A 23,937-nucleotide genomic window follows, 5' to 3' on the forward strand; every position below is an offset into this window, starting at 1 on the left:
TGATCCGGGTCAGCCTGTGTCCCAAGGGTTACGCTTAAGATCGGCTGCACACTGGTTTTCCTGGGTCTTTGCGGCGCACAAGGCGCCGACATCTTTGAATTGAAATTTTTGACATGACGTCACAGTCCGACACGACCGCGCCGGAAGCTCCGCCGCAACCCCTGGCATTCGATGCGCCGCTGCCGCATCGCAAAGTGATACGTTCCTGGCTGCTTCCGTTGGCCCAGCGCAACACCTGGAAAGCCTTCAGCCTGCTGATTCTCGACTATGTCGTGTTGCTGGCCCTGCTGGCCGGTGTGGTTTTGTTTGAATCCGTCTGGCTGATGCTGCTGTGTGGCCTGGCCGCCGGCTTTGTGATCGGCCGCCTGTTTGTGGTGGGCCACGATGGTTGCCACCAAAGCCTGACCGAACACCGCCGCCTGAACAAGTGGCTGGGCCGCATCGCCTTTTTGCCCTCCATGACCGCCTACAGCCTATGGGACGTGGGCCACAACGTGGTGCACCATGGTTTCACCAACCTCAAGGGTGTGGACTTTGTGTGGGCGCCACTCACGCAGGAGGAATACGCCGCGCTATCACCCGCGGGCAAGCTGCTGCAGCGCATCTACCGCAGCGGCTGGGGCCCAGGCCTGTACTACATGATAGAAATCTGGTGGAAGAAGATGATGTTCCCCAGCAAATCGCAAATGGGCAACACCAACCGCGCCATCTTCACCTGGGACTGCCTATTGGTCACCGGCTTTGCCGTGATCTGGATCGCCGCCCTGGTGGGCGCCGCGTTGTACACCGACCAGTCCATCTGGCTGCTGTTGCTGCTGGGTTTTGTGGTGCCCATGTTCTTCTGGTTCAACATGATGGGCTTTGTGATCTACGGCCACCACACCCACGTCAAGGTGTCCTGGCACAACGACCGCGCCACCTGGCAGCGTGCCCAGCCGTTTGTGTCGACCACCGTGCACCTGACCTTCCCGGTGCAGATTGGCGCCATGCTGCACCACATCATGGAGCACACCGCACACCACGTGGACATGAGCATTCCGCTGTACAAGCTGAAGGCCGCACAGGCCAAGCTTGAAGAACTGCTGCCCCAACGCATCGTGGTGCAGCCGTTCTCATGGCGCTGGTACTTCGACACCGCGCGTGCCTGCAAGCTGTATGACTTCTCGCGCAACTGCTGGACCGACTTCCAGGGCCGCATGACCAGCCCACCACGGGCGGCGATGCCGGCTTAACGGCCTCGGCCCCATCCCACGGCTTAGCCGGCGACCTGCCTGCTAAGCCGTTTCGCTTTCTGGCAGGGTCAGTCTGGATGTGTGGAAGTCGTAGCCATAGACCTCGCCGTAGCGGCCCCACTCAATCGCCACTTCCAGCACGCGCTGGGCTTCTTCGGCTTCGAAAAACTCCTCCAGCAACTCCAGATAACGCTTGTCGGGCAAGGTGCCGCTAGGCTCGGACTCCAGGTCGCGCCGGATGTGCGCGGCCAGCGGCACATGCGTCAGCAGTTGCTGGCCAAACATTTCCTGCTTGCGCACCTGGTCGGCATCGACATAGTGCTGGCCCAGCGGCGTGAGGTGGATGTCGCCGTGGTCTACATGGGCCAGCCCAAGCAAAGCCAGAGCCTCGTAGGTGGGAAACAATTCTTCATCGGGCAGTTCGGCCTCTTCGGCCAGGCGCGGCAAATCGGCGTGGCCGTTGAAAGGCGCACCAGCCAACATGTCGAGCACACCTTCTATGCGGCTGACATCGGTGGCGGGCAGGCGGTAACCGGCGTGTGCCGACTCTGGCGCCCCGGCCGCAGCGGCTTGCACGGGGTGCTGCGTCATCAGGCCGTAGACCTCGTCGATCAACGCGCGCACTTCCACCGAATCGGCATTGCGCGGACGTGGCAGGCGGATGTGCACCTCGTCGCGTATACGGCCCGGGTCGCTGGCCAGGATGATGATGCGGTCGGCCATCATCACCGCCTCTTCGATGTTGTGCGACACGATCAGAATGCCCTTGGTCGGGATCTTGTCGCCGTCCCACAGCGCCAGCATGTCGTTGCGCAGGGTTTCGCCGGTCAACACGTCCAGTGCCGAAAAGGCTTCGTCCATCAGCAGGATGTCGGGGTTGGTGACCAGCGCACGCGCAATGCCCACACGCTGCTTCATGCCGCCCGACAGCTCACGCGGCAGCGCGCCGCCAAAACCAGCCAGGCCTATCAGCTCGAGCACGGCATCGGCGCGCTTCTCGCGTTCTGCGGCCGGCACACCTTGGGCCTCCAGGCCCAGCTCGACGTTTTGCTGCACCGTGAGCCACGGAAACAAGGCAAACGACTGGAACACCATGGCAATACCCGCCACCGGCCGGTGGATGGCTTGCTGGCGGTAGGCCGCCCGGCCATGGTCGGCCGGAATCAGGCCCGCAATGATGCGCAGCAGTGTGGATTTGCCCGAGCCTGACTTGCCCAGCAGCGCCACGATTTCACCATCGGCGAGTTCAAAGTCGACCGAGCTCAGCACCGTGCGGGCGGAGCCATCGGCGGCCGAGAACGACTTGGCCACCCCTTGCAGTTCAATCAGATTCATCGTTGACTCTCCGCCAGCAGATACAGCTTGCGCCAGAAAAACCGGTTCAACAGCATCACAAAAATACACATCACGCCTATGCCCAGCGCGATGCGGTGGAAGTCGCCCACATCGGTCATGTGTTTGATGTAGCTGCCCAGGCCGTTGGCCACCAGGGTGGTGTCGCCCCAGGTCACGTATTCGGCGACGATGCTGGCGTTCCACGAGCCGCCGCTGGCGGTGATGGCCCCGGTCACATAGGCCGGAAACACGGCCGGCAAATAAACACGTTTCCACTTCAGCCAGCCGCGCACACCCAGGTTGTCGGCTGCCAGGCGCAGCTCGTTGGGAATCGCCGCAGCCCCGGCCACCACGTTGAACAGGATGTACCACTGCGTGCCGAACACCATCAGCGGGCTGAGCCAGATATTCGGATTGAGCTTCCAGGTCACCAGCAGGTAGACCACCAGCGGAAACATCAGGTTGACCGGAAACGCCGCCAGGAACTGCGCCACCGCCTGCACACGCTGCGAATACGCCGGCCGCAGGCCTATCCACACCGCCACCGGCACCCACACCAGCGAAGCCAGCCCAATCAGCAGCAGCACCCGCAGCAGCGTGATGCAGCCGAGCATCACCACATGCGCCGCCTCGCCCCAGCCCACCACGGTGTGCACAAACAGCAGCAAGCAGCCAAACGCGGCCAGTGTGCCCAGCACCAGAACCACGTCCCAGACCCGCGCCCAGATGGGGTTGGCAAAGCTAGAAGGCGTGGTGGGCGCTGTATCGCTGCGCGCGCTGCTGAACCAGCCCAGCGCACCGCGCATGGCGCGCCAGAAACGCTGGGTCAGCGCACGCATCCAGTGGCTGCGGCCCATCCAGTCGAGCAGCCAGGACTGCTGCGCGGTGTCGCCCTGGGAATCCTCAAACCGGAACTTGTTGGCCCAGGCCAGCAGCGGGCGGAAGAACAACTGGTCGTACACCAGTATGCCCACCAGCATGGCGCCAATGGCGTAGGCAATTGCCATGCCGTTTTTGTCTTCGATGGCGACCGCGATGTACGAGCCTATGCCGGGCAGCTTGATGTCCTGGTTGGCCACCGAAATGGCCTCGGCCGCGACCAGGAAGAACCAGCCGCCGGACATCGACATCATCATGTTCCACAACAGCCCGGGCATGGCAAACGGCAGCTCCAGCCGCCAGAAGCGTTGCCAGGCCGAGAGGCGGAACATGCGCGAGGCCTCGTTCAGCTCGTCGGGCACGTTGCGGATCGAGGTGTACAGGCTGAACGCCATGTTCCAGGCCTGCGAGGTGAAGATGGCGAAGATGGCCGCACACTCCACGCCCAGCAAGCTGCCGGGAAACAGCGCAATGAAGGGCGCAATGGCAATCGCCTGAAAGCCCAGAATCGGCACCGACTGCAAGATGTCCAGCAGCGGAATCATGGCCTTTTCGGCGGCGCGGTACTTGGCGGCAAGGGCCGCGAAAACGAACGCGAACAGCAGCGAAAAGCCCAGCGCAATGAACATGCGCAGCGTGGTGCGCAGCAGGTAGTAGGGCAGGACCTCGGGCGAGAGCGAGATCTCCAGCGACTCGCCCATGGCAAACGGCTTGGCCATCTGCGCCGCGCCAAACGCCAGTGCCAGCAGAATCGCCAGCACCAGGGGCAAGAGGGCGAAGTCCCAACGGTTGGGCGTGGTCGCCAAAAGGCCGCCGCCGGGCAGCTTGCGCCATTTGTCCATCGTTCACCCTCCCGTCACGGCCAGTCACATGTTGTCAGGCCGGGAGTGGAACACCGTTTTGTAAAGACGGTATGAATCAATCAGCCGAAGTCACAACTTCGACCGATTGAAGGTCAAGCCGCCGCGCGTTTTTGCAGAATCTCGAACGCTGGCAGGGTCTTGCCTTCCAGGATTTCCAGGAAAGCGCCACCACCGGTGGAGATGTAGCCCACCTCTTTTTCAATGCCGTATTTGGCGATGGCGGCCAGTGTGTCACCGCCGCCCGCTATCGAAAACGCAGCACTTTCGGCGATTGCACGGGCAATGGTTTCCGTGCCGTGGGCAAACGCGTCGAACTCGAACACACCCACGGGGCCGTTCCAGACAATGGTGCCGGCCTTCTTCAATTGCGTGGCCAGGGCGGCAGCGGTTTGCGGGCCTATGTCCAGGATCAGGTCGTCATCGGCCACGTCCGTAGCGGCTTTGACGGTGGCCACGGCGTCGGCCGCGAAGGTCTTGGCAGTGACCACGTCGGTCGGGATTGGCACGGCAGCACCGCGTGCCTGCATGGCGTCGATCACGGCTTTGGCTTCGCTCACCAGATCGGCTTCGGCCAGGCTCTTGCCTATCTTCAGGCCGGCGGCCAGCATGAAGGTGTTGGCAATGCCGCCACCGACGATGAGCTGGTCCACCTTTTCGGCCAGGCTCTTCAAAATGGTCAGCTTGGTCGACACCTTGGAGCCCGCCACAATCGCCACCAGCGGGCGCTGGGGTTGGGCCAGGGCCTTGGTGATGGCGTCGATCTCGGCCGCCAGCAATGGGCCGGCACAGGCCACCTTGGCATATTCGGCGATGCCGTAGGTCGTGCCTTCGGCGCGGTGGGCGGTGCCAAAGGCGTCGTTCACGAAGATGTCGCACAGCGCGGCCATCTTTTGCGCCAACTCGGGCTTGTTCTTCTTTTCACCAACGTTGACGCGGCAGTTTTCCAACAGCACCACCTGGCCAGGAGCGACGCTCACGCCGTCGACCCAGTTGGCCACCAGCGGCACTTCGCGACCCAGCAGTTCACCCAGGCGCTTGGCCACGGGTGCGAGCGAGTCTTCGGGCTTGAACTCGCCCTCCGTGGGGCGACCCAGGTGCGAGGTCACCATCACCGCGGCGCCGGCGTCCAGCGCCTGCTGTATGCAGGGCACCGAGGCGCGGATGCGGGTGTCTTCGGTGATTTGGCCGGCATCGTCCTGGGGCACGTTCAGGTCGGCACGGATGAACACCCGTTGACCCGAGACCTTGCCCTGGGCACACAAATCGGAAAAGCGCAAAACGTTCATGGCAACTACTCGCTGAAGATGAAGAAAGAGGTGTTCCGAGCGCGGAACTTGGCGCCGATTCTAGAAGCGCCAGCGCCGCTGTGGTGCAGGTCGGGGCGCTACCAGCCCAGGCCCAGGTGTAACGGCAGGTAGACCGCCATGCCAACCACGATGGTGATCAACACATCGCGCCGCCAATAGAACGCCAGCGCCCCGACGATGGCGGCGTAAACCCGTGCGTCAAGCCACAGCGTGGCGAGGTGGCCGTTGGTGACCACGACCTCGGGCACCACGACGGCGGCCAGTGCGGCGATGGGCGCATATTGCAGGCCACGGTGCGCCCACTGCGGCAGGCTCCAGGATTTGCTGGAGATGAAGAAGAAGCTGCGGGCAATGACGGTGATGCAGGCCAAGCCGACGATGACCAGCAGCGTCCAGGCGTCGGTTTCACCCATGGTGGGGCCGAAGTTGCTGAAGCTCATGCCGTCTTACCTTTGGCCCGGTCGTTGTTGGCTGGGGTGAATTTTTCCATGCTCATACACAGCAACACCGCCGCCGCAATCGCCACCACGATGTTGAGCTTGAGCGGCAACGCATAAGCCACCACCCCGGCAACACCCGCCGTGGCTGCGGCCAGCACACGCAGGCGCGTGCTGGCCAGTGAACACAAAATGCCCACCAGGCACAGGATGCCGGCGTAACCCAGGCCCCAGGCGGTGGGAATGAAGTTGGCCAACAACACACCCAACACGCTGGCGCTGACCCAGGTGAACCAGTTGAGGAAACAGTTGCCCGCCAAGTAAGCTTCTTGCGCCTGGTGTTCGGCCAGCGTTTCGCCCACTTTGGGGTAGCGCCGGGTAAACAACACATAGGTCATGTCGGCCGTCAGATAACCGTGTGTCAGCCGCTCCCAGCGCGGCAGGTGCATGAGGTAGGGCCGCAGATGCAGGCTGAACACCACAAAACGCAGGTTCACACAAAAGCCCGTGGCCAGGATGATCCACATCGGCGCGCCGGCGATGATCAGCGGAATGGCGGCGAGTTGCGAACTGCCGGCAAACACCAGGATCGCCATAGCCAAAGCTTCGACCACGCTCATGCCCGACTTGACCATGGCCACGCCGGTCATCAAGCCCCAGGCAAAGATGCCGGGCGCTTGCGGCCACATGTCGCCCATGCCAGCTTTGAATTCGGCGTGCTCGCGCAGGCTGCGGCGTAGAAACATCAGGCGGCCTCGTGGGTCGCTGGCGCCTGCACAAAGCATTGGCCGGGTTGTAAATCAAAGCCGCGAATGAAGTCGCGCACCGGCAGGCGTTTGCCACCAGCGCGTTGGATCTCGGTGATGTTCACTACTGAATCCATAGCTGCCACCGCAATCACCTCGGGCGTCACGGCCACTATTTCTCCAATTTTTTTGCCTGCGGGCGCAGGTTCGCCGCCCACGTGGGCCGCCCAGACCTTCAGCGCTTCATCACCGTGCTGCGCCACGGCGCCGGGGAACGGGTTGAACGCACGCACACGGCGCACGATTTGCTCGGCGGCTAGCGACCAGTCTATGGCGGCCTCGTGTTTCTCGATCTTGTGCGCGTAGGTCACACCCTCGGCCGGTTGTGGCACGGGGCGCAGGCCACCACAGGCGGCCAGCTCCAGCGCTTCGACGATCATGCGGCCGCCCAGGCCGGCGAGTTTGTCGTGCAGCGTGGCGGTGGTGTCGTCCTGGATGGCGATGTTTTCGACCAGCAGCATGTCGCCGGTGTCCAGTCCCGCATCCATCTGCATGATGGTGACGCCGGTGTGGCTGTCACCGGCCTCGATCGCGCGGTGTATGGGCGCGGCACCGCGCCAGCGTGGCAGCAGCGAGGCGTGGATGTTGAGGCAGCCCAGGCGTGGCACATCCAGCACCCACTGCGGCAGGATCAGGCCGTAGGCGGCGACCACCATGGCGTCCGCCTTGGCGTCCAGAATGGCTTGCCGTGCGGCGCCGGCTTCGTCGGGAAACTTGCCGTCCAGTCGCAGGCTGCGCGGCTGGGCCACCGGCACCCCTAGCGTTTGGGCGAACTGCTTCACGGGCGAAGCCTGCAGCTTCATGCCGCGCCCAGCCGGGCGGTCGGGTTGGGTCAAGACCAGCGCAATGTCAAACCCGGCAGCGTGTAATTGCTGCAAGGCGACGCGGGCAAATTCGGGCGTACCCGCGAAGATCAGACGCATGGAAACGGTTCAGTAGCGGTTAAAAATCAAAAAGGCCGTGGCCTCTAACACTCGACTTGCGGCCCACGAATGGGGCAGCGCCAGCACACCATCCACGTGAGTGAAACGCTCAGCGCCGCTCAGGCACGTTGAGCATGTCCTGGCCTTGTTGTGTACGGCGCACGATGCCGGCGGGGTCGAAGTAAATCCAGAAAAACATGTCCCAGCCGTTGTTCCACCTATAGGTCCAGACATCGCCTTGCCAGGACGACACGTGGTCCACGCTGGCCGGGCGACCATAGGCCCACAGAATGTCGTCCGTGGTGGTCGTGCCCGAAATGTCGATGCGCGAGAACTCGTTCAGTGTCAGCGCCTGGTATGACCGGGCGACACGGCCGGTGGGCTCCAGATCGACCATCCAGGCAAACTGCCCGAACGGCTGACCAGAGTACTGCATGCGCGTGGTGGTGCCACGGGTGAGTTCGGCCGTGGGTTTGCCGTGCTCGCTCAACACCTGCTCGCGTGACAAACCTTCGGCCACCGGAAAGCTTCCGCAGCCCACGAGTGAAAGGGCCACCAGTGCTACTGCCAGAAATTGTTTACCGCGAGCCATGGCTGTCTCCTGATGTAGGTCTTCAGTTGCGCTTGTCTTTTTCGAGATCGCGCTTGACTTTGAGCATTTTGGTTTTGATACGGTTCCGCTTGAGCGGCGACAGGTATTCCACAAACACTTTGCCCAGCAGGTGGTCCATCTCGTGCTGGATGCAGATGGCCAGCAAGCCGTCGGCTTCTATGGTGCGCGACTGGCCTTCGCCGTCGAGAGCCGTCACCTTCACCTGGGTGGCGCGTTCCACGCCGTCGTAAATGCCGGGCACCGACAGGCAACCTTCGTCGTTGATCACCCGCTCAGGGCTGGCCCAAACGATTTCCGGGTTGATGAGCACCATGGGCGCATTGCGCTCTTCCGAGGTGTCGATGACGATCAGCCGTTCATGCACATTGATCTGCGTGGCGGCCAAGCCTATGCCATTGGCATCGTACATGGTTTCCAGCATGTCGGCGATCAAAGTCTGGATGCGTTCATCCACCTTCTGCACGGGGCGTGCTAAGGTGTTCAAACGAGGATCGGGGAATTGAAGAATAGGTAGTAACGACATGAAGGCTAGGCAAATGTGTGGCTATTTTCGCCACTTTTGGCCGACTGGCGTTTGAGCCTAGCCAATAATCGTTGCCCATCCAAGGGCTTGGGCGCAAAATCGTGCGTCATTTGCGGTGAGTTTTAAGCAAGTTTGCAACGCTTTTAGTGCAAAAATCTATGAAATACATGATGGCGGGAGCCAGTACACGAACGGCGATTGCCGCATGCCTGGTTTCGCTTTTCGGATTCACCCAGTCCGCTCAGGCCCAGAGCTACCCCGTCACCCCCGCGCAGCAAGCCACGGCCACCCAAGTCGCCCAACAGGGTGTGCCGATTGCCGATCTGGCCCCCAACGCCCCCGACAGCTACACCGTGAAAAGCGGCGACACGCTATGGGGCATCTCCGGCATCTTTCTGAACCGTCCGTGGCGCTGGCCCGAGTTGTGGGGCATGAACCTGCAGGACATTCGCAACCCGCACCTGATCTACCCCGGCCAACGGCTGTTTCTCGACAAACGCGACGGCCGCGCCACGCTGCGCACGGCCAGCCTGGGTGATGGCGACACCATCCGTGTGTCGCCACGCACCCGCTACGAGTCATTGGTCGACAACGCCCTGACCACGCTGCCCAGCCATTTGATCGAGGCGTTTTTGTCCGAACCTTTGATCATCGACGAGGCCACCCTGGCGATGGCGCCGCGCATTGTGGCCACGCAAGATAGCCGCGTGCTGATCAGCCGCGGAGACCGTGCCTATGCCCGGGGCTCTGCAGAAACACCACTGTCGGATGCCAAGGGCCAGCCGCGCGACTTCCGCGTGTTCCGCAACGCCGTGCCTCTGAAGGACCCGGGCACCAAGGAAATCCTGGGTTACGAAGCGGTTTATGTGGGCAAGGCCCGCCTGGTGCGGGGTGAAAGTCTTCAGCAGTCGCTTGACGTGGACAGCGATGGCAAACGCGCCCTGGAAATCGTGCCGGCGACCATAGACTTCACCAGCTCCAAGGAAGAGTCGCGTGTCGGCGACCGGCTGTTGCCCGAGCCGCCGCGCGAGTTGCTCAACTACGTGCCGCGCGCACCTTCGCAAGAGATTGATGGGCGCATTGTGTCGATCTACGGCAGCGCCGTGGCCAACGCTGCACAAAGCCAGATTGTGGTGATCAACCGTGGCACCAAGGATGGCATTGAGCGCGGTCATGTCCTCACCTTGTTGTCGGACGGCGGCATCCAGGTCGACAAGACCGACCCGTCCAAGCCCCTGATCAAGCTGCCCGATGAACGCAACGGCCTGTTGATGGTGTTTCGCCCGTTCGAGAGACTGTCCTACGGGCTGATCATGCAGATCAACAGCGGCGTGAAGATTGGCGACCGCCTGGCGACACCTCACTAGCCTGCAGCGCGGCCGGCCCGGGTGAAGCGGCATTCGCCGTTGTGACCGCATTCCTTGAACCGGAGGCTTGCAGCGAATGCAACACGATGACCTGGCGGCGTGGCTCCGCCTCAGCCTCACGCCAGGCATTGGCAACACCGCTGCGCGCCGCCTGCTGGCGGCATTTGGCCTCCCGCAAGCGGTTTTCAACCAGTCCTCTGACGCCTTGCGGCAAGTCGTCTCGGGCCCTCTGGCCGAAGCCCTGCTGAAGATTCCCACCGAGTGGCCCGCGCTGCTGGAGAGCACCTGGCAATGGCTGCGGCCGGCCGATGCCAACACCAGCGCCCACACGCCGCGCAGCATCGTCACGCTGGGCGATGCCGACTACCCGGCCAGCCTGTTGGCGATGGAAGACCCGCCACTCATGCTGTATCTGCTGGGCCGTATCGACCTTTGGCAGCAGGGGACTTTTTCGGCGCTGGCCATGGTGGGCAGCCGCAATCCCACGCCGCAGGGGGAAACCAATGCCCGCATCCTGGCCCACGGCTGCGCTGCCGCAGGGCTGACCGTGGTCTCAGGCCTGGCTTTAGGCATAGACACCGCGGCGCACGAAGGCGCGCTCGACGGGGCCGCAGCGTCTACAGACCAGTTGGCGACGGTGGCGTTTGTCGGCACGGGATTGGACCGGGTCTACCCCAAGCGCAACCTGGCGTTGGCCCACCGCATCGCCAGCCAGGGCTTGCTGGTCAGCGAGTACCCGCTGGGCACACCGCCGCTGCCCGGAAATTTCCCTAAACGCAATCGCCTCATCGCCGGCCTGAGCCAAGGCACGCTGGTGGTCGAGGCGGCGTTGAAATCCGGTTCTTTGATCACGGCAAGACTGGCCTCTGAACAAGGCAAAGAAGTGTTCGCCGTGCCAGGCTCGATACACGCTCCGCAAGCGCGCGGCTGCCATGCGCTGCTGAAGCAGGGCGCCAAACTGGTGGAAACGGTACAAGACGTCTTGGAGGAGCTGCGCCCCTTGCTTGCCGCCAAGTTGCTCACTCCGAAAAATGAAGCACTCAGCGCAGGTACAGAAAGCGTCAGTGGCACTTTTGACGATAAAGATGAAGCAAACTCTGACGACCTGGTCTTGCAGCAAATGGGCTACGACCCCGTGAGCCTGGACGCGCTGCAAGCCCGCACCGGCCTGCCCACGGCGGCGCTGCAAGCCAAGCTGCTGGAGCTGGAACTCGACGACCAGGTCGCCCGCCTGCCCGGCGGATTGTTTCAGCGCCAGGGCTTGGCCTAAAAGTCCCTCAAGACACCAGCGCCAACCCTGGGCCCAACGCGGCGACCGACGCACTCCAAAGCGCTTCTGCGCTATATTGAAGCCATGTTTGACGTGCTCGTTTTCGTCTATGAAAACTACTGGCGTGGCGACGACTGCCCAGAGCCGCAACAGCTTGGGCGCAAGCTTTCAGCCGTGGGCTTTGGCAGCGCTGAAATCTCGGCCGCGCTGTCATGGCTGGAAGGCCTGGACCTGGCCACCCACGGTACGCCGGCCGCACCTCTGGCCGATGACGCATCCAGCCCCATCGGCGACTATTTTTTTGACGACATCTCCTCCGACACCGCACTACCGCCCTGGACCAGCACAGGCCTGCGGGTGTATTCGGTGCAAGAACAAACACATCTGGGCATCGAATGCCTAGGCTTCCTGAAGTTCTTGGAGGACGCGGGCGAGTTGCCTGCGCATCTGCGGGAAGTGGTGTTAGACCGCGCCATGGCCACGCGCGACAGCCCGCTGCAGCTTGATCAGCTCAAGATCATTGTGTTGCTGGTCTACTGGAGCCTGGACCTCGAGCCCAACGCCCTGGTGCTGCACGAGTTGTGCGACGACGCCTCGCAGCGCATCGCACACTGAGCGGCGGTTTTAGCCGAGCAGCCGTTCCGGATTGGCGTCCAGTTTGGCCAGGGCATCACGCGTCGCGCGCAAGGTCAGGGCTTCCTCTTCCTGCGGCACCAGCAGACCGGCCTGCAGGTATGCGGCCAGACGGCGCATCTGGATCAGGTAGCTGCGGCCATCCATCGCTGCAAAAAGGTGCAGCTGCTTGCGCTCGCTGCGCCAGGCAAACTGAACTTGGTTGACGCGGTTGTTGTGGTCCAGCATGAACCACTGGCCCAGGGTCAAATCCTGCGCCCAAGCCATCATCGCCTCAGTGGGTTTGGAGCCGCCGTCGGTAATGACGTCCAGCGACGAAGCATCAATGCCCAGCATGAGTTCGATGTTCTCGGCATCTAGCGGCAGATCACCCATGTTTTCGTCGCTGACGAAGTCTTCCAGATTGGCCAGGCGCGCGGCCATGGTCTCGATGCGCGCGTGCGGAATGGCTTCCGTCTTCGACATAAACGCATCGGCCAGGGTGTCGCTGATGATCTTGATGTGGGCTTCCTGCGCCGAGGTTTGCAAGCCCAGCAGGCCCATGCCGTGGCGCAGGCGCTGCAGCAGGGCCGGCAGGCTCTCGATCACCTGCGCGCGCTCGGCGCGGTTGGGCTTGGCGCTGGCCGCCCAGACCAATTCAGAAGCTGCTTTTTTCAACGAAATGGTATCGGCATGCTGTGGCCCGCTGCGCACCGCCGCCATGGCCAGGACCTCGGCCCAGACCTTGAAGAGAAACTCGCGAATGTCTTCACGCACCGGCAACTCTTCGAGCATCTTGCGCAGCTCGATGGTGTATTGAATGGCCAGGGTCTCTTTCTGTTCCATCTGCTGGGCCAGGCTGACCACGCGCTGGGTGTTGCCCTTTTCCGTGAGATGGCGCGACAGGAACTGCTGGAACTCGTCGTACACCAGCTGGAACACACGACGCCCGGTTTCCGGATACTGCTCGATCACCTGCACCACACGCTTGATCTCGGTCTCCATCGCACTGCCATTGATGGCGGTGGCGTCAAAGCCCATCACACAGGCGCCCATGCGGTCTATCAGTTGGCGCGCGGGGTGGTCTAGCGTGCCAAAAAACTCGGGCTCAGCCAAGGCCACACGCAACACCGGCAGTTGCAGGCGCGCAAACCAGACCCGTATCGAGGGCGGGATCCGCTCTTCGGCCAAGATGTTCTGAAACATCAAGGCGACGATTTCGATCGTCGCCTTTTCGCCCGCCGTCGAGGCGGCCTTCTTCAGCTCTTTGGTACGCTCACGCAGCAAGCCTGCAACTTCGGTGACGGCCATGCCGTAGTCGAAGCCTGGGCCGGGCATGGTGCCATACAGGGGGTCGGTGTCACCACCGTCTTGTTTGCGCGCAATCGCACGGGCCAAACCGGGCGACACCGATTGCCGTACGGTGCGGTCAAAATCACCGATGTGGTCCGACAGCACCCGCTTGAGGTGCACCATCACCCCTTGCGCACGCCGCCGCGCACGCGCCAGCGGCGAGGCAACGGTCATCATGCGGGTTTCTTCTTCGGCCGCGCGTTCGGCGGACGTGCGTCCCCTTGCAGGCGCGATTCCGGTGCTGGCGCTGCCAGCCCCGGGCGCGCGCAATGTGGCCGCGCCGGAGCGCGCCCAGGCCGAGGCCTGCGAAGACTGTTCACGCGGCGCGGTGCTGTCGGTCCAGGTGGCAGCGTTGGTGCTGCTGCTGCCACCCTCGGAACGCTTCACCCGGCCACGCAAATCACTGGAGGCTTCAACACCATTGGCCGACAAAAATGCCAGGCTGCTGTTATAGGCATCGAGCAAATGCACGATGAACTCGCGCTGCAGCACGGGCATCACCAGCGGTAACGCGGTGCGCACCATGCCCACCGCCGTCCACTGCTCCACCACCGCCAGCATCATGGCTTCGGGACGCACGGGATCTTGGGGAATCAGCTCTTCAGTACCTTCAAGCATCTGCAGCCTAGCCACCAAATCAGCATGGGATTCGGCCGTGCGCTCCAGCACCGCTTGCCCCAGACGCGAGCTGAGAATTTTGTTCTCCACCACGTCATCACCCATGAGCTCGAAGGTGGAAGCGGTGTAGCGGGGATGCACACCTTGCCCAACCACCTGCAGGCCGGCCTGCCAGGCGGCAATGGTGGCACTCTCCCAGGCCTGGCCCTTTTGCTGAAAGGCAATCCAGGCATCGCGCCGCTCCTGCATCTCGCGCGCGTTGCTCACCTCGTCAACCAGGGCGCGAAAACGCTCCAACACGGCCGTGCGGACTTCCCCCATGGCCGTGCTGGCCTCATGGACCAAGCGCTCACGCGCACGGCGTGCGAGTGGGCGGTCAGAGGGATGGGGCGTACGCGTGGCCATAAGTGGGGTCGTTAGACTGTTGCTCCCGCATTCGGGTCGTTCGGGTCTTCGTCTTTCTTCACTGCAGTTTTCACCAAATCTTCTCGCTTGATGCCCAGCCACATGGCAATGGCAGCGGCCACGAATACCGACGAATAAATACCAAAGCAGATACCAATGGTAAGCGCCAGCGCGAAGTAGTGCAGCGTCGGGCCACCAAACAGCAACATGGACAAAACCATCGCCTGCGTTGATGCGTGGGTGATGATAGTGCGGCTGATGGTGGAGGTAATCGCGTTATCGATGATTTCGTGCGGCGTCATCTTGCGATAGCGTCGGAAGTTCTCGCGAATACGGTCAAAAATAACCACCGATTCGTTCACCGAGTAGCCCAGCACCGCCAACACCGCCGCCAGCACCGGCAGCGAGAACTCCCACTGGAAGAAGGCAAAAAAGCCCAGGATGATCACCACATCGTGCAGGTTGGCGATGATCGCCGCGACGGCGTATTTCCATTCGAAACGAATCGCCAGGTAAATGATGATGCCGCCGATCACAAACGCCAAGGCCTTGAGCCCATCGGTGGTCAACTCGTCGCCGACCTGCGGGCCGACAAACTCGGTGCGTCGCAAAATCAGATCTGCGTCTGCCGTCTTGAGAGAAGTCAGCACCTGCTCACTCTGTTGCGCCGAACTCACACCCTTCTGCGCGGGCAAACGGATCAGCACATCGCGCACCGTGCCGAAGTTTTGCACCTGCACATCGGTATAGCCCAGTGCAGACACCTGCTTGCGCACGTTGTCCAGATCGGCCGGTTGCGAATAGCTAACTTCCATCAGCGTGCCCCCCGTGAACTCGACCGACAGGTGCAAGCCACGCGAGAACAGGAAGAACACCGCCAGAAAGAACGTGGCAAACGACACCACGTTGAAAATCAGCGCATACCGCATGAACGGTATGTCGCGGCGAATTTTGAAGAACTCCATCGAACTATCCTTTGGTCAGGAATGCGGGCAGTGGCACAGGCCGTTGATCACCAGTGGGGGCCTCACAACGCCACCCCACATTCCAAATACATTCATTCTGACTTGGCAACGGTGCCACTATCCGGGCGCCACACGGTGCCGATCGACACCGTCTTGAGTTTCTTCTGCCGTCCGTACCACAGGTTCACCAGGCCACGCGAGAAAAACACTGCCGAGAACATACTCGTCGCAATGCCCAGGCAGTGCACCACCGCAAAACCCCGTACCGGGCCGGAACCAAAGGCCAGCAACGCGATACCGGCGATCAAGCTGGTGACGTTGGAATCGAGAATCGTGGCCCAAGCGCGGTCGTAACCCGCATGGATAGCCGCCTGGGGTGATGCACCGGCACGCAACTCTTCGCGCACACGTTCATTGATCAGCACGTTGGCGTCAATCGCCATACCCAGCACCAGCGCCATGGCGGCCATGCCCGGCAGCGTCAGAGTAGCCTGCAGCATGGACAACACAGCCACCAGCATCAGCAGGTTGACGGCCAGCGCAATGCTGGAGAACACGCCGAACAGCATGTAGTAAATGCACATGAACACCGCCACCGCGACAAAGCCCCAGGTCACGCTGTGGAAACCCTTGCTGATGTTCTCCGCGCCGAGGCTTGGGCCAATGGTGCGTTCTTCGATGATTTCCATGGGCGCAGCCAGCGAACCGGCGCGCAACAGCAGCGAGGTGTCGGCGGCTTCCATGGTGGTCATGCGGCCCGATATCTGTACGCGACCACCCGAGATTTCGCTACGAATGACCGGTGCCGTGACCACTTCGCCACGGCCCTTTTCAAACAGGATGATGGCCATGCGCTTGTTGATGTTCTCGCGCGTGACGTCCTTGAAGATACGTGCGCCCTTGGCATCCAGCGTCAGGTTGACGGTGGGCTCATGGTTCTGGCTGTCAAAACCAGGCTGCGCATCGGTCAGGTTTTCGCCGGTCAAGATCACCTGTTTCTTGACGATGACGGCCTGGCCGTTACGGTCCAGGTAACGCTCGGCACCAAACGGCACGGCGCCCGAGCCGGTCTCGGCGGAGCGGGCTTCGGTGCTTTCATCCACCATGCGGATTTCCAGCGTGGCGGTGCGGCCCAGAATGTCCTTGGCCTTGGCCGTGTCCTGCACACCTGGCAGTTGCACCACGATGCGGTCCAGACCCTGCTGCTGGATCACCGGCTCGGCCACGCCGAGCTCGTTGATCCGGTTGTGCAAGGTGGTGATGTTTTGCTTCAGCGCCTGGTCCTGCACCCGGCGGGCAGCTTCGGGCTTGATGGTGGCGGTGAGCTTGAAGCCGGTGCCGTCCGGTGTTTCGGTCGCTTGCAGATCAGCGAACTGGTCTTGCAGCACGGCCTTGGTGGCCGCCAGCGTGGCCGCGTCACCGAGGCGGACCTCAATGCTTTGGCCATTGCGGCTGATACCGCTGTGACGCACCGATTTTTCACGCAACGCCGTACGCAGGTCGCCGGTCAGCGACTCGACACGCTTGGTCAGTGCGGCAGGCATGTCGACCTGCAGCATGAAGTGCACGCCACCGCGCAAGTCCAGGCCCAGATACATGGGGCCGGCACGCAGGTTGGTGAGCCACTGTGGCGAGCGCGACAGCAGGTTCAGCGCCACCACGTAGGCCGGATCGTTGGCATCCGGCACCAGCGCTTTCTGGATGGCGTCCTTGGCCTTGAGTTGCTCGTCGGTGGAGTCGAAGCGCACCTTGATGGACTGTGCATCCTGGCTGATCTGGCTGGTCGGCAAGCCGGCCGCTTTCAGCGCGTCTTCCACCTTGGACAAGGCAGCCGCATCGATCTTCACATTCGCCCGTCCGGCAGAAACCTGCACGGCCGGCGACTCTCCAAAAAAATTAGGCAGGGTATAGATGGCCCCCACCAACAGCGCGATCACGATGATCGCGTACTTCCATACCGGGTAACGGTTCATGATCGCGCGATGATTTTCAGAGTCAGCTAATTACTTGATGGTGCCCTTGGGCAGCACTTGCACCACAGCGCTGCGCTGCAGTTGCACTTCCACGCCGCTGGCAACTTCGACACCAATGGTGCCTTCACCCAAGCGGGTCACTTTGCCCAGCAAGCCGCCGGCCGTGGCCACTTCGTCGCCCTTGGCCAAGGCGTCAATCATGGCGCGGTGTTCTTTTTGCTTCTTCATTTGTGGGCGGATCATCACGAAGTACAGCACCACAAACATCAGCACCAGCGGCAACATGCTGGTCAGGGAGGACATCATGTCACCACCTGCAGCGGCGGCAGGAGCGGTTTGGGCAAAAGCAGAAGAAATGAACAAGGGATAACTCCACGGGAAATTCAGAGGTAGACAGGCACGGGCGCAAGCAAAAGCGACACCATGCCGTCCGGTGAGGCGACGACGATTGTATGCGGGGCACCGCGCTCGGTGAAACTGAGCCCCTGAGAGATATAGGCGATCGCCCGCCAAACAAGCACTCCCTCTGGCGAGCCCCCGAAAAATGGGGAAAACCCTGGCTTTTTACCCGGCAGCACCGGGGTCGCCGGCAGGACTGGTGAACGCCTGGACCTCGGGCAATTGGCGCGCGATCGACTGCATAGGCAGCTTTTTCTCGGCTGCCGGGGCCAGCCCGCCCAAGGCGTTTAATGCCTCGGCCGACAAACGCCCCACCAGACGCCCCAGGTCGCTGAATCGGCAGCCCTGGCGCACCAAAAACACAATATAGGTGTGCCGCAAGGCCTGGGGCGTAATGGACTCGGGCTGGGCCAGCGCCGCATCGTGGGCCCCGGAGGTGACCATCGCTTGCACGTCTTGCGCTTGCAGCGGCGCGCCCTTGCCATCCGAGAACAGCGGCGCGTCGGGCGCGCTGGTAGGGGTGCCGAGCGACTGCAGCCACTGCGGCGGCAAAGCCAGGTCGCGCGCGGACTCACCGGTCACATGCAGGACACCGGCCTCGGGATCCACATCGGCCACGCGCAAAGCGATGACCTCATCAACCGTCAGGCCACATAGCAGGCACACCAGCACGGCCGCGTGGTCGGGGGCTGCGGCATGCAGCAGCTGCTCTCGTTCCTCCGGGTCCAGCTCGCGCGGCTGCGCCTGCGGCAGTTGCGCCAGAGGCGCCTGGTTCGCCTGGCCTGGCAGCAGTTCGTGCACCGGATTGACCGGCCCGGCCAAGCCAGCATTCACCCCGGCAAACGCGCCCGGGCCCCATGGCTGGGGAATGATCACCGTCGATGGGCCGGGAGCTGGCGGCTCCACGCGATTGAAGAACTCGACAAACCACACCGCCAAAAAGCCCAGCGCCAGCGAGCCTGCGAGGCTGATCAACGCGTCACGCGTATACAAGGGACGCCAAGCCGTGTCCGGCGGCACGGCCGATTCCACCAGTTGCACCCGGGGTCGGCGGGCGTTCTCGCTCGCCTCCAGCGACAACACCCGCTGACGTGAAGACTGGCGCATCTGCTCCAAACCCTGCAGCTCTTCCTGCATGGTTTTGTATTCGGAAAAATTGCGCGTGAAGCCCTGCACCGTCTGTTTGTCTTCCGTCATTTGTTGTTGCAGACGGCGGTTGGCGGCGCGCACGCTGGCGAGTTCGTCGCGCGCTTCGGCCAATGCGTTCTGCTGGCCCTTGCCGCGCTCGACCTCAATCTGTTGCTCCAGGCTGGTGATGCGGTTCTTCAGCGCGCGTGCGTTCGGGTCCATCGCCAGGTAGTCGGGCGTGAACTGGCGCTCCAGCGCGCGCCACTCCTCGCGCCACTGCGACAGACGCTGCGCCATGGCCGCCACATTGGGACTGTCTCTGGAGAGCTGCGGCGCCTGACCGGCCGCCGCCGCTTGCTCCAGCGCGCGCACCTTGCCTTCGGCAACGGCTTCACGGTCGGTGCCCAGGCTGAGTGCCGCGCTCTGGGCCTTCAAGCGCGCCAGCACCTGGTTTTCGTCGCGCTCTATAGAGACGATATTCGAGCGCGAGCGAAAGTCCTCCAACAGCTTTTTCTTCTCGGCCACCTTGGCATCCACCACACGCGCCTCTTCCCGCGCATCGGCCAGCAGCGCGCGCGACGATGCCTCCCCTTGGCTGGCCTGCGCTTCGCGGTAGACGTCGATCACGGTGTTGACCAGGGCCGCCACCAGGAACCGGTCTGGCCCGCGCGCCTCCACCTGGGCGACATTGGTGCCACTCACCGGGTGCACTTGCAGCATGTTCTGCAGCGCGGTTACACCTTCGGGCGAATCATCCAACGAGGTTGCGCCGTTTGCACGCAGACGCTGCACGGCTTTTTCCAGCACTGGCCGACTGGTGAAAACTTGAATCTCCACCAGAAACGATTGCGCGCCGCCAGGTTGCAGCAGAATGTCTTTGGAATCTTTGCCCGAGGGCGCCGGAGCCACAGAAGCCCCGGAAGCCGGCGTGATCTGCACCCGCGCCTGCGCCAGGTAGACCGGGTCACGCAGATAGGTGTAGGCCAGGCTGAGCAGCGCACAAAGCAGGAACACACAAGAAAACACCAGCACCCGCCGCCGCATCACGCGGCTGCGGCGCGGCGCGGGTGGTTCATCGGCAAAACCATCAACGCCGTGGGCAAACGTAGGATTTATTCGGCGTGGAAATTGCAATTGCATGACGCTGGCCCCGTAGTCTGACCCCCGGCCCGTATGCAATGTGCAGTTCGCCGGGGGAGCCCACTATAAACCTCGCGTCTGACGGTGCACAGCCCCCGTTACCAGAGGCGCCAACCGTTCGTCAGGCAACGCGTGGGCTTGCCACCGCGGGGTTTTGCACCGGCGCATGGAAAGCCGCTTCCAGCGCGGCCCACTTGGCGCGTGTGGTCGCCAGGTTGGCCTCTTTGACGTGGCCGTAACCCTTGATCAGTTCGGGCAGCCGTGCCAACTCCACCGCCGTGCCATGGTTGGCCGCGGTCAACATCGTCAGCACACCTTCTATCGTGGCGCGGTATTCACCAATCAGCGCACGTTCGGTGCGGCGCTCTTCAGTGCGGCCAAAAACATCGAACGCCGTGCCGCGCAAGCCCTTCATGCGCGCCAGCCATTTGAAGGCGGTCAGCATGCCGGGGCCAAACTTCTGCTTCTGCAACTGGCCCTTGGCATTCTTCTTGGCCAGCAATGGCGGGGCCAGGTGGTAGTGGAGCTTGAAGTCGCCTTCAAACATGTTGTTGACCTTGTCGAGGAACGCGGTGTCGGTGTGCAACCGGGCCACTTCGTATTCGTCCTTGTAGGCCATGAGTTTGAACAGGTAACGCGCCACGGCTTCACTCAGCGCGGTTTTGCCCAGCGCAGCTTCTGCCAACTCGACCTTGGCCACAAAGGCGCGGTAGTGCTCGGCGTAGGCGGCATCCTGATAGGCGGTCAGGAACTCCACACGCCGCTGCACCAGGCTGCGCGTGGTTTCACGTGGGGTGAACTGCACTACCTGCGCGGGCTGCAAACGCTGGCGCACTTCGTCTGGTCTAAGCGCGGCCTGGCGGCCCCATTCAAAGGCGGTTTTGTTGGCCTCTACCGCCACAGCGTTGAGTTCCATGGCGCGCAGCAATGAAGCATGCTCCAGCGGCACCCAGCCGCGTTGCCAGGCGTAGCCCAGGATCATGGGATTCACATAAATGGTGTCACCCATCAGCGCTTGTGCGGTGGCGTCGGCATCAAACGCGCCCAGCGCTTGTGCACCCACGGTCTCGGCAATTTGTGCGGCACAGGCATCTTGCGGGTTTTGCCAGTTGGCGTTGCGCACAAAGGCTGCGGTAGGCGCACCGTGTGTGTTCAGTGCCACATGGGTGCGGCCTTCACGCATACGCGCCATGGTCTCGGGGTTGACCGACACCAAGGGATCACAAGCCAGCACCAGATCCGCCGCCGCGGTGCCGACGCGCGTGGTGCGAATGTCTTGCTGCGTGGCGCCAATCAGCACATGGCTCCAGGTGGCGCCGCCCTTTTGCGCCAGGCCCGCCGCGTCTTGTGTGACGATGCCTTTGCCTTCGATGTGCGCCGCCATACCCAGCAGCTGGCCTATGGTGATGACACCCGTGCCACCCACACCGGCCACCACAATGCCCCAGACACCGCCCGGCGCAATGACGGGCACGCTGGGCTCGGCCAGCGCACCCAGGTCGGCCGGGGTGGCCGCCTTGCTCTTCGCCTTTTTCTTCAGCGCGCCGCCTTCGACACTTACAAAGCTGGGGCAGAAGCCTTTCAGGCAGCTCATGTCCTTGTTGCAGGTGCTTTGGTTGATGGCGCGCTTGCGGCCGAATTCGGTCTCCAGCGGCTCCACACTCAGGCAATTGCTCTGCACGCCGCAGTCGCCGCAGCCTTCACAGACCAGCTCGTTGATCACCACGCGTTTGGCCGGGTCCAGCGCCGTGCCGCGTTTGCGGCGACGGCGCTTTTCGGTGGCGCAGGTCTGGTCGTAAATGATGGCCGTTGTGCCCTGCATTTCGCGGAATTCGCGCTGCACTTCATCGAGCTTGTCGCGGTGCAGCACCTGCACATGGTCGCCGGGAATGTTGACGCCCTGGTATTTCTCGGGTTCGTCGGTCACCACCACCACTTTCTTTGCACCTTCGGCATGCAGGCTCTCGGCAATCTGCAGCACCGAATGGCCTTCGGGGCGCTCGCCCACTTGCTGGCCGCCGGTCATGGCCACGGCGTCGTTGTAGAGGATTTTGTAGGTGATGTTCACACCCGCGGCAATGCTTTGGCGAATGGCCAGCAGGCCGCTGTGGAAGTAGGTGCCGTCGCCCAGGTTGGCAAAAATATGCTGGTCGGTGGTAAACGGCTGCTGGCCAACCCAGGGCACACCTTCGCCACCCATTTGCGTGAAGCCTATGGTGGAGCGGTCCATCCATGTGGCCATGAAGTGGCAGCCAATACCGCCCATGGCGCGTGAGCCTTCGGGCACCACGGTGCTGGTGTTGTGCGGGCAACCGGAGCAGAACCAGGGCAGACGTGCATCGCCAATGCCGCCGCTGGTTTGCAGCACTTGCATGGACTTTTCCTTGGCTTCCAGAATCGCCATTTGCGCGTCTATGCGTGCCACCATGTCGGCGCCAGCGGCTTGCAGCAGGCCGAGTTTGCGCAGGCGCTGCACGATGGCCTTGGCGATCAGTGCCGGATTCAAATCGGCATTGGCACGCAGCAAGGTGTTGGCCGTGGGATTGGGCATGGCCCATTCGCCACCAGAGAAGTCGCCATCCAGCTCCTGGAACTTGCCCAGCACATTCGGGCGCACATCGGCGCGCCAGTTGTACAGCTCTTCTTTCAGTTGGTACTCGATGACCTGGCGCTTTTCTTCAACCACCAGGATTTCTTGCAGGCCGGTGGCAAATTCGCGCGTGAGCTGCGCCTCCAGCGGCCACACCACGGCGACCTTGTGCAGGCGAATGCCGAGCTGGCGGCAGGCCGCATCGTCCAAGCCCAAATCCAGCAGCGCCTGACGCGTGTCGTTGAAGGCCTTGCCGCTGGCCATGATGCCGAAGCGGTCGTTCGGCCCTTCGATCACGTTGTGGTTCAGCCGGTTGGCGCGTATGTAGGCCAGCGCGGCGTACCACTTGTAGTGCATCAACCGCGCCTCTTGTTCCAGCGCGTGGTCTGGCCAGCGGATGTGCAGGCCGCCGGGCGGCATCTGGAAGTCGGTCGGCATGACGATCTCGACCCGGTCCGGGTCTATCATGGCCGTGGCGCTGGACTCGACAATTTCCTGGATCGTCTTCATGCCCGACCAGATGCCCGCAAAGCGGCTCATCGCAAAGGCGTGTATGCCCAGGTCCAGAATCTCCTGCACATTGGTCGGGAAGAATACCGGCGTGCCACAGGCCTTGAAGATGTGGTCGCTCTGGTGCGCCGCCGTGCTGCTCTTGGAGATGTGGTCGTCACCGGCCACCGCAATCACGCCGCCCCAGGGCGTGGTGCCGGCCATATTGGCGTGTTTGAAGACGTCGGAGCAGCGGTCCACACCCGGGCCCTTGCCGTACCAAATGCCAAACACACCATCGAATCTGTTCGTGCCCGGTGGCGAAAAACCAAGCTGCTGCGTGCCCCACAGCGCGGTGGCGGCCAGCTCTTCGTTCACACCCGGCTGGAACACGATGTTCTGCGCCTTCAGGAACTTGCTGGCCTTCCACAAGGCCTGGTCGTAGCCGCCCAGCGGCGAGCCACGGTAGCCGCTGATGAAACCGGCGGTGTTCTTGCCAACTTGTTGGTCGCGCAGGCGTTGCAGCATGGGCAGCTTGACGAGGGCTTGCACGCCGCTCATGAAGGCTCGACCGTAATCGAGCGAGTACTTGTCATCTAAGGTGACGGTTTCGAGTGCTTTGCGCACGTGCTCCGGCAGTGGGGCATTCATTCTTGTGGGTCTCCATGTCTCTTTATGAACCGCCTCGTGAGCGGGTGCGTTTTTTGTCT

18 protein-coding genes are annotated in these 23,937 nt (G+C 62.5%); 4 read left to right on the top strand and 14 right to left on the bottom strand.

Going from position 1 to position 23,937, the window contains the following annotated elements; genetic code table 11:
- Positions 1 to 113 precede the first annotated feature (113 nt).
- Positions 114 to 1,232: a fatty acid desaturase gene (locus ACFQ95_RS12520; RefSeq protein ID WP_422831370.1), complete on the top strand. Its 1,119-nt coding sequence runs from the start codon at positions 114 to 116 to the stop codon at positions 1,230 to 1,232.
- 42 nt (positions 1,233 to 1,274) lie between these two features.
- On the opposite strand, the gene ACFQ95_RS12525 is transcribed toward ACFQ95_RS12520, so the two are convergent.
- The 8 genes from ACFQ95_RS12525 to def all read right to left on the bottom strand — a co-directional run bounded on the left by ACFQ95_RS12525 (position 1,275) and on the right by def (position 8,918).
- On the bottom strand, positions 1,275 to 2,567 hold the full coding sequence (locus tag ACFQ95_RS12525; protein ID WP_422831372.1) for a nitrate/sulfonate/bicarbonate ABC transporter ATP-binding protein: 1,293 nt from the start codon (positions 2,565 to 2,567) through the stop codon (positions 1,275 to 1,277).
- Positions 2,564 to 4,288 carry an ABC transporter permease gene (locus tag ACFQ95_RS12530; RefSeq protein ID WP_422831375.1) on the bottom strand — a complete coding sequence of 575 codons (1,725 nt, stop codon included), beginning with the start codon at positions 4,286 to 4,288 and terminating at the stop codon, positions 2,564 to 2,566. The genes ACFQ95_RS12525 and ACFQ95_RS12530 overlap by 4 nt, the downstream gene beginning before the upstream one ends.
- 113 nt (positions 4,289 to 4,401) lie before the next feature.
- Positions 4,402 to 5,595 carry a phosphoglycerate kinase gene (locus tag ACFQ95_RS12535; RefSeq protein ID WP_422831377.1) on the bottom strand — a complete coding sequence of 398 codons (1,194 nt, stop codon included), beginning with the start codon at positions 5,593 to 5,595 and terminating at the stop codon, positions 4,402 to 4,404.
- A 98-nt stretch (positions 5,596 to 5,693) separates the two neighbouring features.
- Positions 5,694 to 6,029: an AzlD domain-containing protein gene (locus ACFQ95_RS12540; RefSeq protein ID WP_422831470.1), complete on the bottom strand. Its 336-nt coding sequence runs from the start codon at positions 6,027 to 6,029 to the stop codon at positions 5,694 to 5,696.
- A gap of 23 nt (positions 6,030 to 6,052) precedes the next feature.
- The gene (locus ACFQ95_RS12545; RefSeq protein ID WP_422831378.1) at positions 6,053 to 6,799 is read right to left on the bottom strand and encodes an AzlC family ABC transporter permease; all 747 of its coding nucleotides are present in this window, start codon (positions 6,797 to 6,799) and stop codon (positions 6,053 to 6,055) included.
- On the bottom strand, positions 6,799 to 7,782 hold the full coding sequence (gene fmt, locus ACFQ95_RS12550) for a methionyl-tRNA formyltransferase (protein ID WP_422831380.1): 984 nt from the start codon (positions 7,780 to 7,782) through the stop codon (positions 6,799 to 6,801). Before fmt ends, ACFQ95_RS12545 begins: the two co-directional genes overlap by 1 nt.
- A 109-nt stretch (positions 7,783 to 7,891) precedes the next feature.
- Positions 7,892 to 8,374 carry a hypothetical protein gene (locus ACFQ95_RS12555; RefSeq protein WP_422831381.1) on the bottom strand — a complete coding sequence of 161 codons (483 nt, stop codon included), beginning with the start codon at positions 8,372 to 8,374 and terminating at the stop codon, positions 7,892 to 7,894.
- A gap of 22 nt (positions 8,375 to 8,396) precedes the next feature.
- On the bottom strand, positions 8,397 to 8,918 hold the full coding sequence (def, locus tag ACFQ95_RS12560) for a peptide deformylase (protein WP_422831382.1): 522 nt from the start codon (positions 8,916 to 8,918) through the stop codon (positions 8,397 to 8,399).
- Positions 8,919 to 9,085: 167 nt separating this feature from the next.
- On the opposite strand from def, the gene ACFQ95_RS12565 reads away from it, so the two are divergent.
- The 3 genes from ACFQ95_RS12565 to ACFQ95_RS12575 all read left to right on the top strand — a co-directional run bounded on the left by ACFQ95_RS12565 (position 9,086) and on the right by ACFQ95_RS12575 (position 12,170).
- Positions 9,086 to 10,285 (top strand): LysM peptidoglycan-binding domain-containing protein, encoded by a 1,200-nt coding sequence (locus ACFQ95_RS12565; protein ID WP_422831472.1) that lies wholly within the window; start codon positions 9,086 to 9,088, stop codon positions 10,283 to 10,285.
- A gap of 76 nt (positions 10,286 to 10,361) precedes the next feature.
- Positions 10,362 to 11,555, top strand: a complete 1,194-nt coding sequence (dprA, locus tag ACFQ95_RS12570) for a DNA-processing protein DprA (protein ID WP_422831384.1) — start codon at positions 10,362 to 10,364, stop codon at positions 11,553 to 11,555.
- Between the two features lie 84 nt (positions 11,556 to 11,639).
- Positions 11,640 to 12,170 carry a DUF494 family protein gene (locus ACFQ95_RS12575; protein ID WP_422831385.1) on the top strand — a complete coding sequence of 177 codons (531 nt, stop codon included), beginning with the start codon at positions 11,640 to 11,642 and terminating at the stop codon, positions 12,168 to 12,170.
- A 9-nt stretch (positions 12,171 to 12,179) separates the two neighbouring features.
- Here ACFQ95_RS12575 and ACFQ95_RS12580 read toward each other — a convergent pair whose 3' ends face one another.
- The 6 genes from ACFQ95_RS12580 to ACFQ95_RS12605 form a co-directional block, all read right to left on the bottom strand.
- Entirely contained in the window at positions 12,180 to 14,543 is a 2,364-nt protein-coding gene (locus ACFQ95_RS12580; protein ID WP_422831386.1) for a DUF1631 family protein, read from the bottom strand.
- 11 nt (positions 14,544 to 14,554) lie between these two features.
- The gene (gene secF, locus ACFQ95_RS12585) at positions 14,555 to 15,508 is read right to left on the bottom strand and encodes a protein translocase subunit SecF (protein ID WP_422831387.1); all 954 of its coding nucleotides are present in this window, start codon (positions 15,506 to 15,508) and stop codon (positions 14,555 to 14,557) included.
- A gap of 92 nt (positions 15,509 to 15,600) precedes the next feature.
- Entirely contained in the window at positions 15,601 to 17,481 is a 1,881-nt protein-coding gene (gene secD, locus ACFQ95_RS12590) for a protein translocase subunit SecD (RefSeq protein WP_422831389.1), read from the bottom strand.
- Positions 17,482 to 17,511: 30 nt separating this feature from the next.
- Positions 17,512 to 17,844 carry a preprotein translocase subunit YajC gene (gene yajC / locus ACFQ95_RS12595; protein WP_422831391.1) on the bottom strand — a complete coding sequence of 111 codons (333 nt, stop codon included), beginning with the start codon at positions 17,842 to 17,844 and terminating at the stop codon, positions 17,512 to 17,514.
- Positions 17,845 to 18,045: 201 nt separating this feature from the next.
- Complete coding sequence (locus ACFQ95_RS12600; RefSeq protein ID WP_422831392.1) at positions 18,046 to 20,148, bottom strand: GumC family protein; 2,103 nt, start codon at positions 20,146 to 20,148, stop codon at positions 18,046 to 18,048.
- Between the two features lie 121 nt (positions 20,149 to 20,269).
- Entirely contained in the window at positions 20,270 to 23,878 is a 3,609-nt protein-coding gene (locus tag ACFQ95_RS12605; RefSeq protein WP_422831394.1) for an indolepyruvate ferredoxin oxidoreductase family protein, read from the bottom strand.
- Positions 23,879 to 23,937 lie beyond the last annotated feature (59 nt).

Source organism: Variovorax sp. HJSM1_2 (assembly GCF_049316285.1).
In the GTDB taxonomy this organism is placed as follows: domain Bacteria; phylum Pseudomonadota; class Gammaproteobacteria; order Burkholderiales; family Burkholderiaceae_C; genus Rhodoferax_B.

What these genes read in the sequence shown, in the direction of transcription:
- ACFQ95_RS12575 (WP_422831385.1), top strand. Translation starts at nt 11,640, where the DNA reads ATGTTTGACGTGCTCGTTTTCGTCTATGAAAACTACTGGCGTGGCGAC.
- ACFQ95_RS12605 (WP_422831394.1), bottom strand. Translation starts at nt 23,878, where the DNA reads ATGAATGCCCCACTGCCGGAGCACGTGCGCAAAGCACTCGAAACCGTC.
- ACFQ95_RS12600 (WP_422831392.1), bottom strand. Translation starts at nt 20,148, where the DNA reads ATGCAATTGCAATTTCCACGCCGAATAAATCCTACGTTTGCCCACGGC.
- ACFQ95_RS12540 (WP_422831470.1), bottom strand. Translation starts at nt 6,029, where the DNA reads ATGGGTGAAACCGACGCCTGGACGCTGCTGGTCATCGTCGGCTTGGCC.
- secD (WP_422831389.1), bottom strand. Translation starts at nt 17,481, where the DNA reads ATGAACCGTTACCCGGTATGGAAGTACGCGATCATCGTGATCGCGCTG.
- fmt (WP_422831380.1), bottom strand. Translation starts at nt 7,782, where the DNA reads ATGCGTCTGATCTTCGCGGGTACGCCCGAATTTGCCCGCGTCGCCTTG.
- ACFQ95_RS12545 (WP_422831378.1), bottom strand. Translation starts at nt 6,799, where the DNA reads ATGTTTCTACGCCGCAGCCTGCGCGAGCACGCCGAATTCAAAGCTGGC.
- dprA (WP_422831384.1), top strand. Translation starts at nt 10,362, where the DNA reads ATGCAACACGATGACCTGGCGGCGTGGCTCCGCCTCAGCCTCACGCCA.
- secF (WP_422831387.1), bottom strand. Translation starts at nt 15,508, where the DNA reads ATGGAGTTCTTCAAAATTCGCCGCGACATACCGTTCATGCGGTATGCG.
- ACFQ95_RS12565 (WP_422831472.1), top strand. Translation starts at nt 9,086, where the DNA reads ATGATGGCGGGAGCCAGTACACGAACGGCGATTGCCGCATGCCTGGTT.
- ACFQ95_RS12520 (WP_422831370.1), top strand. Translation starts at nt 114, where the DNA reads ATGACGTCACAGTCCGACACGACCGCGCCGGAAGCTCCGCCGCAACCC.
- ACFQ95_RS12535 (WP_422831377.1), bottom strand. Translation starts at nt 5,595, where the DNA reads ATGAACGTTTTGCGCTTTTCCGATTTGTGTGCCCAGGGCAAGGTCTCG.
- ACFQ95_RS12580 (WP_422831386.1), bottom strand. Translation starts at nt 14,543, where the DNA reads ATGGCCACGCGTACGCCCCATCCCTCTGACCGCCCACTCGCACGCCGT.
- ACFQ95_RS12555 (WP_422831381.1), bottom strand. Translation starts at nt 8,374, where the DNA reads ATGGCTCGCGGTAAACAATTTCTGGCAGTAGCACTGGTGGCCCTTTCA.
- ACFQ95_RS12530 (WP_422831375.1), bottom strand. Translation starts at nt 4,288, where the DNA reads ATGGACAAATGGCGCAAGCTGCCCGGCGGCGGCCTTTTGGCGACCACG.
- def (WP_422831382.1), bottom strand. Translation starts at nt 8,918, where the DNA reads ATGTCGTTACTACCTATTCTTCAATTCCCCGATCCTCGTTTGAACACC.
- ACFQ95_RS12525 (WP_422831372.1), bottom strand. Translation starts at nt 2,567, where the DNA reads ATGAATCTGATTGAACTGCAAGGGGTGGCCAAGTCGTTCTCGGCCGCC.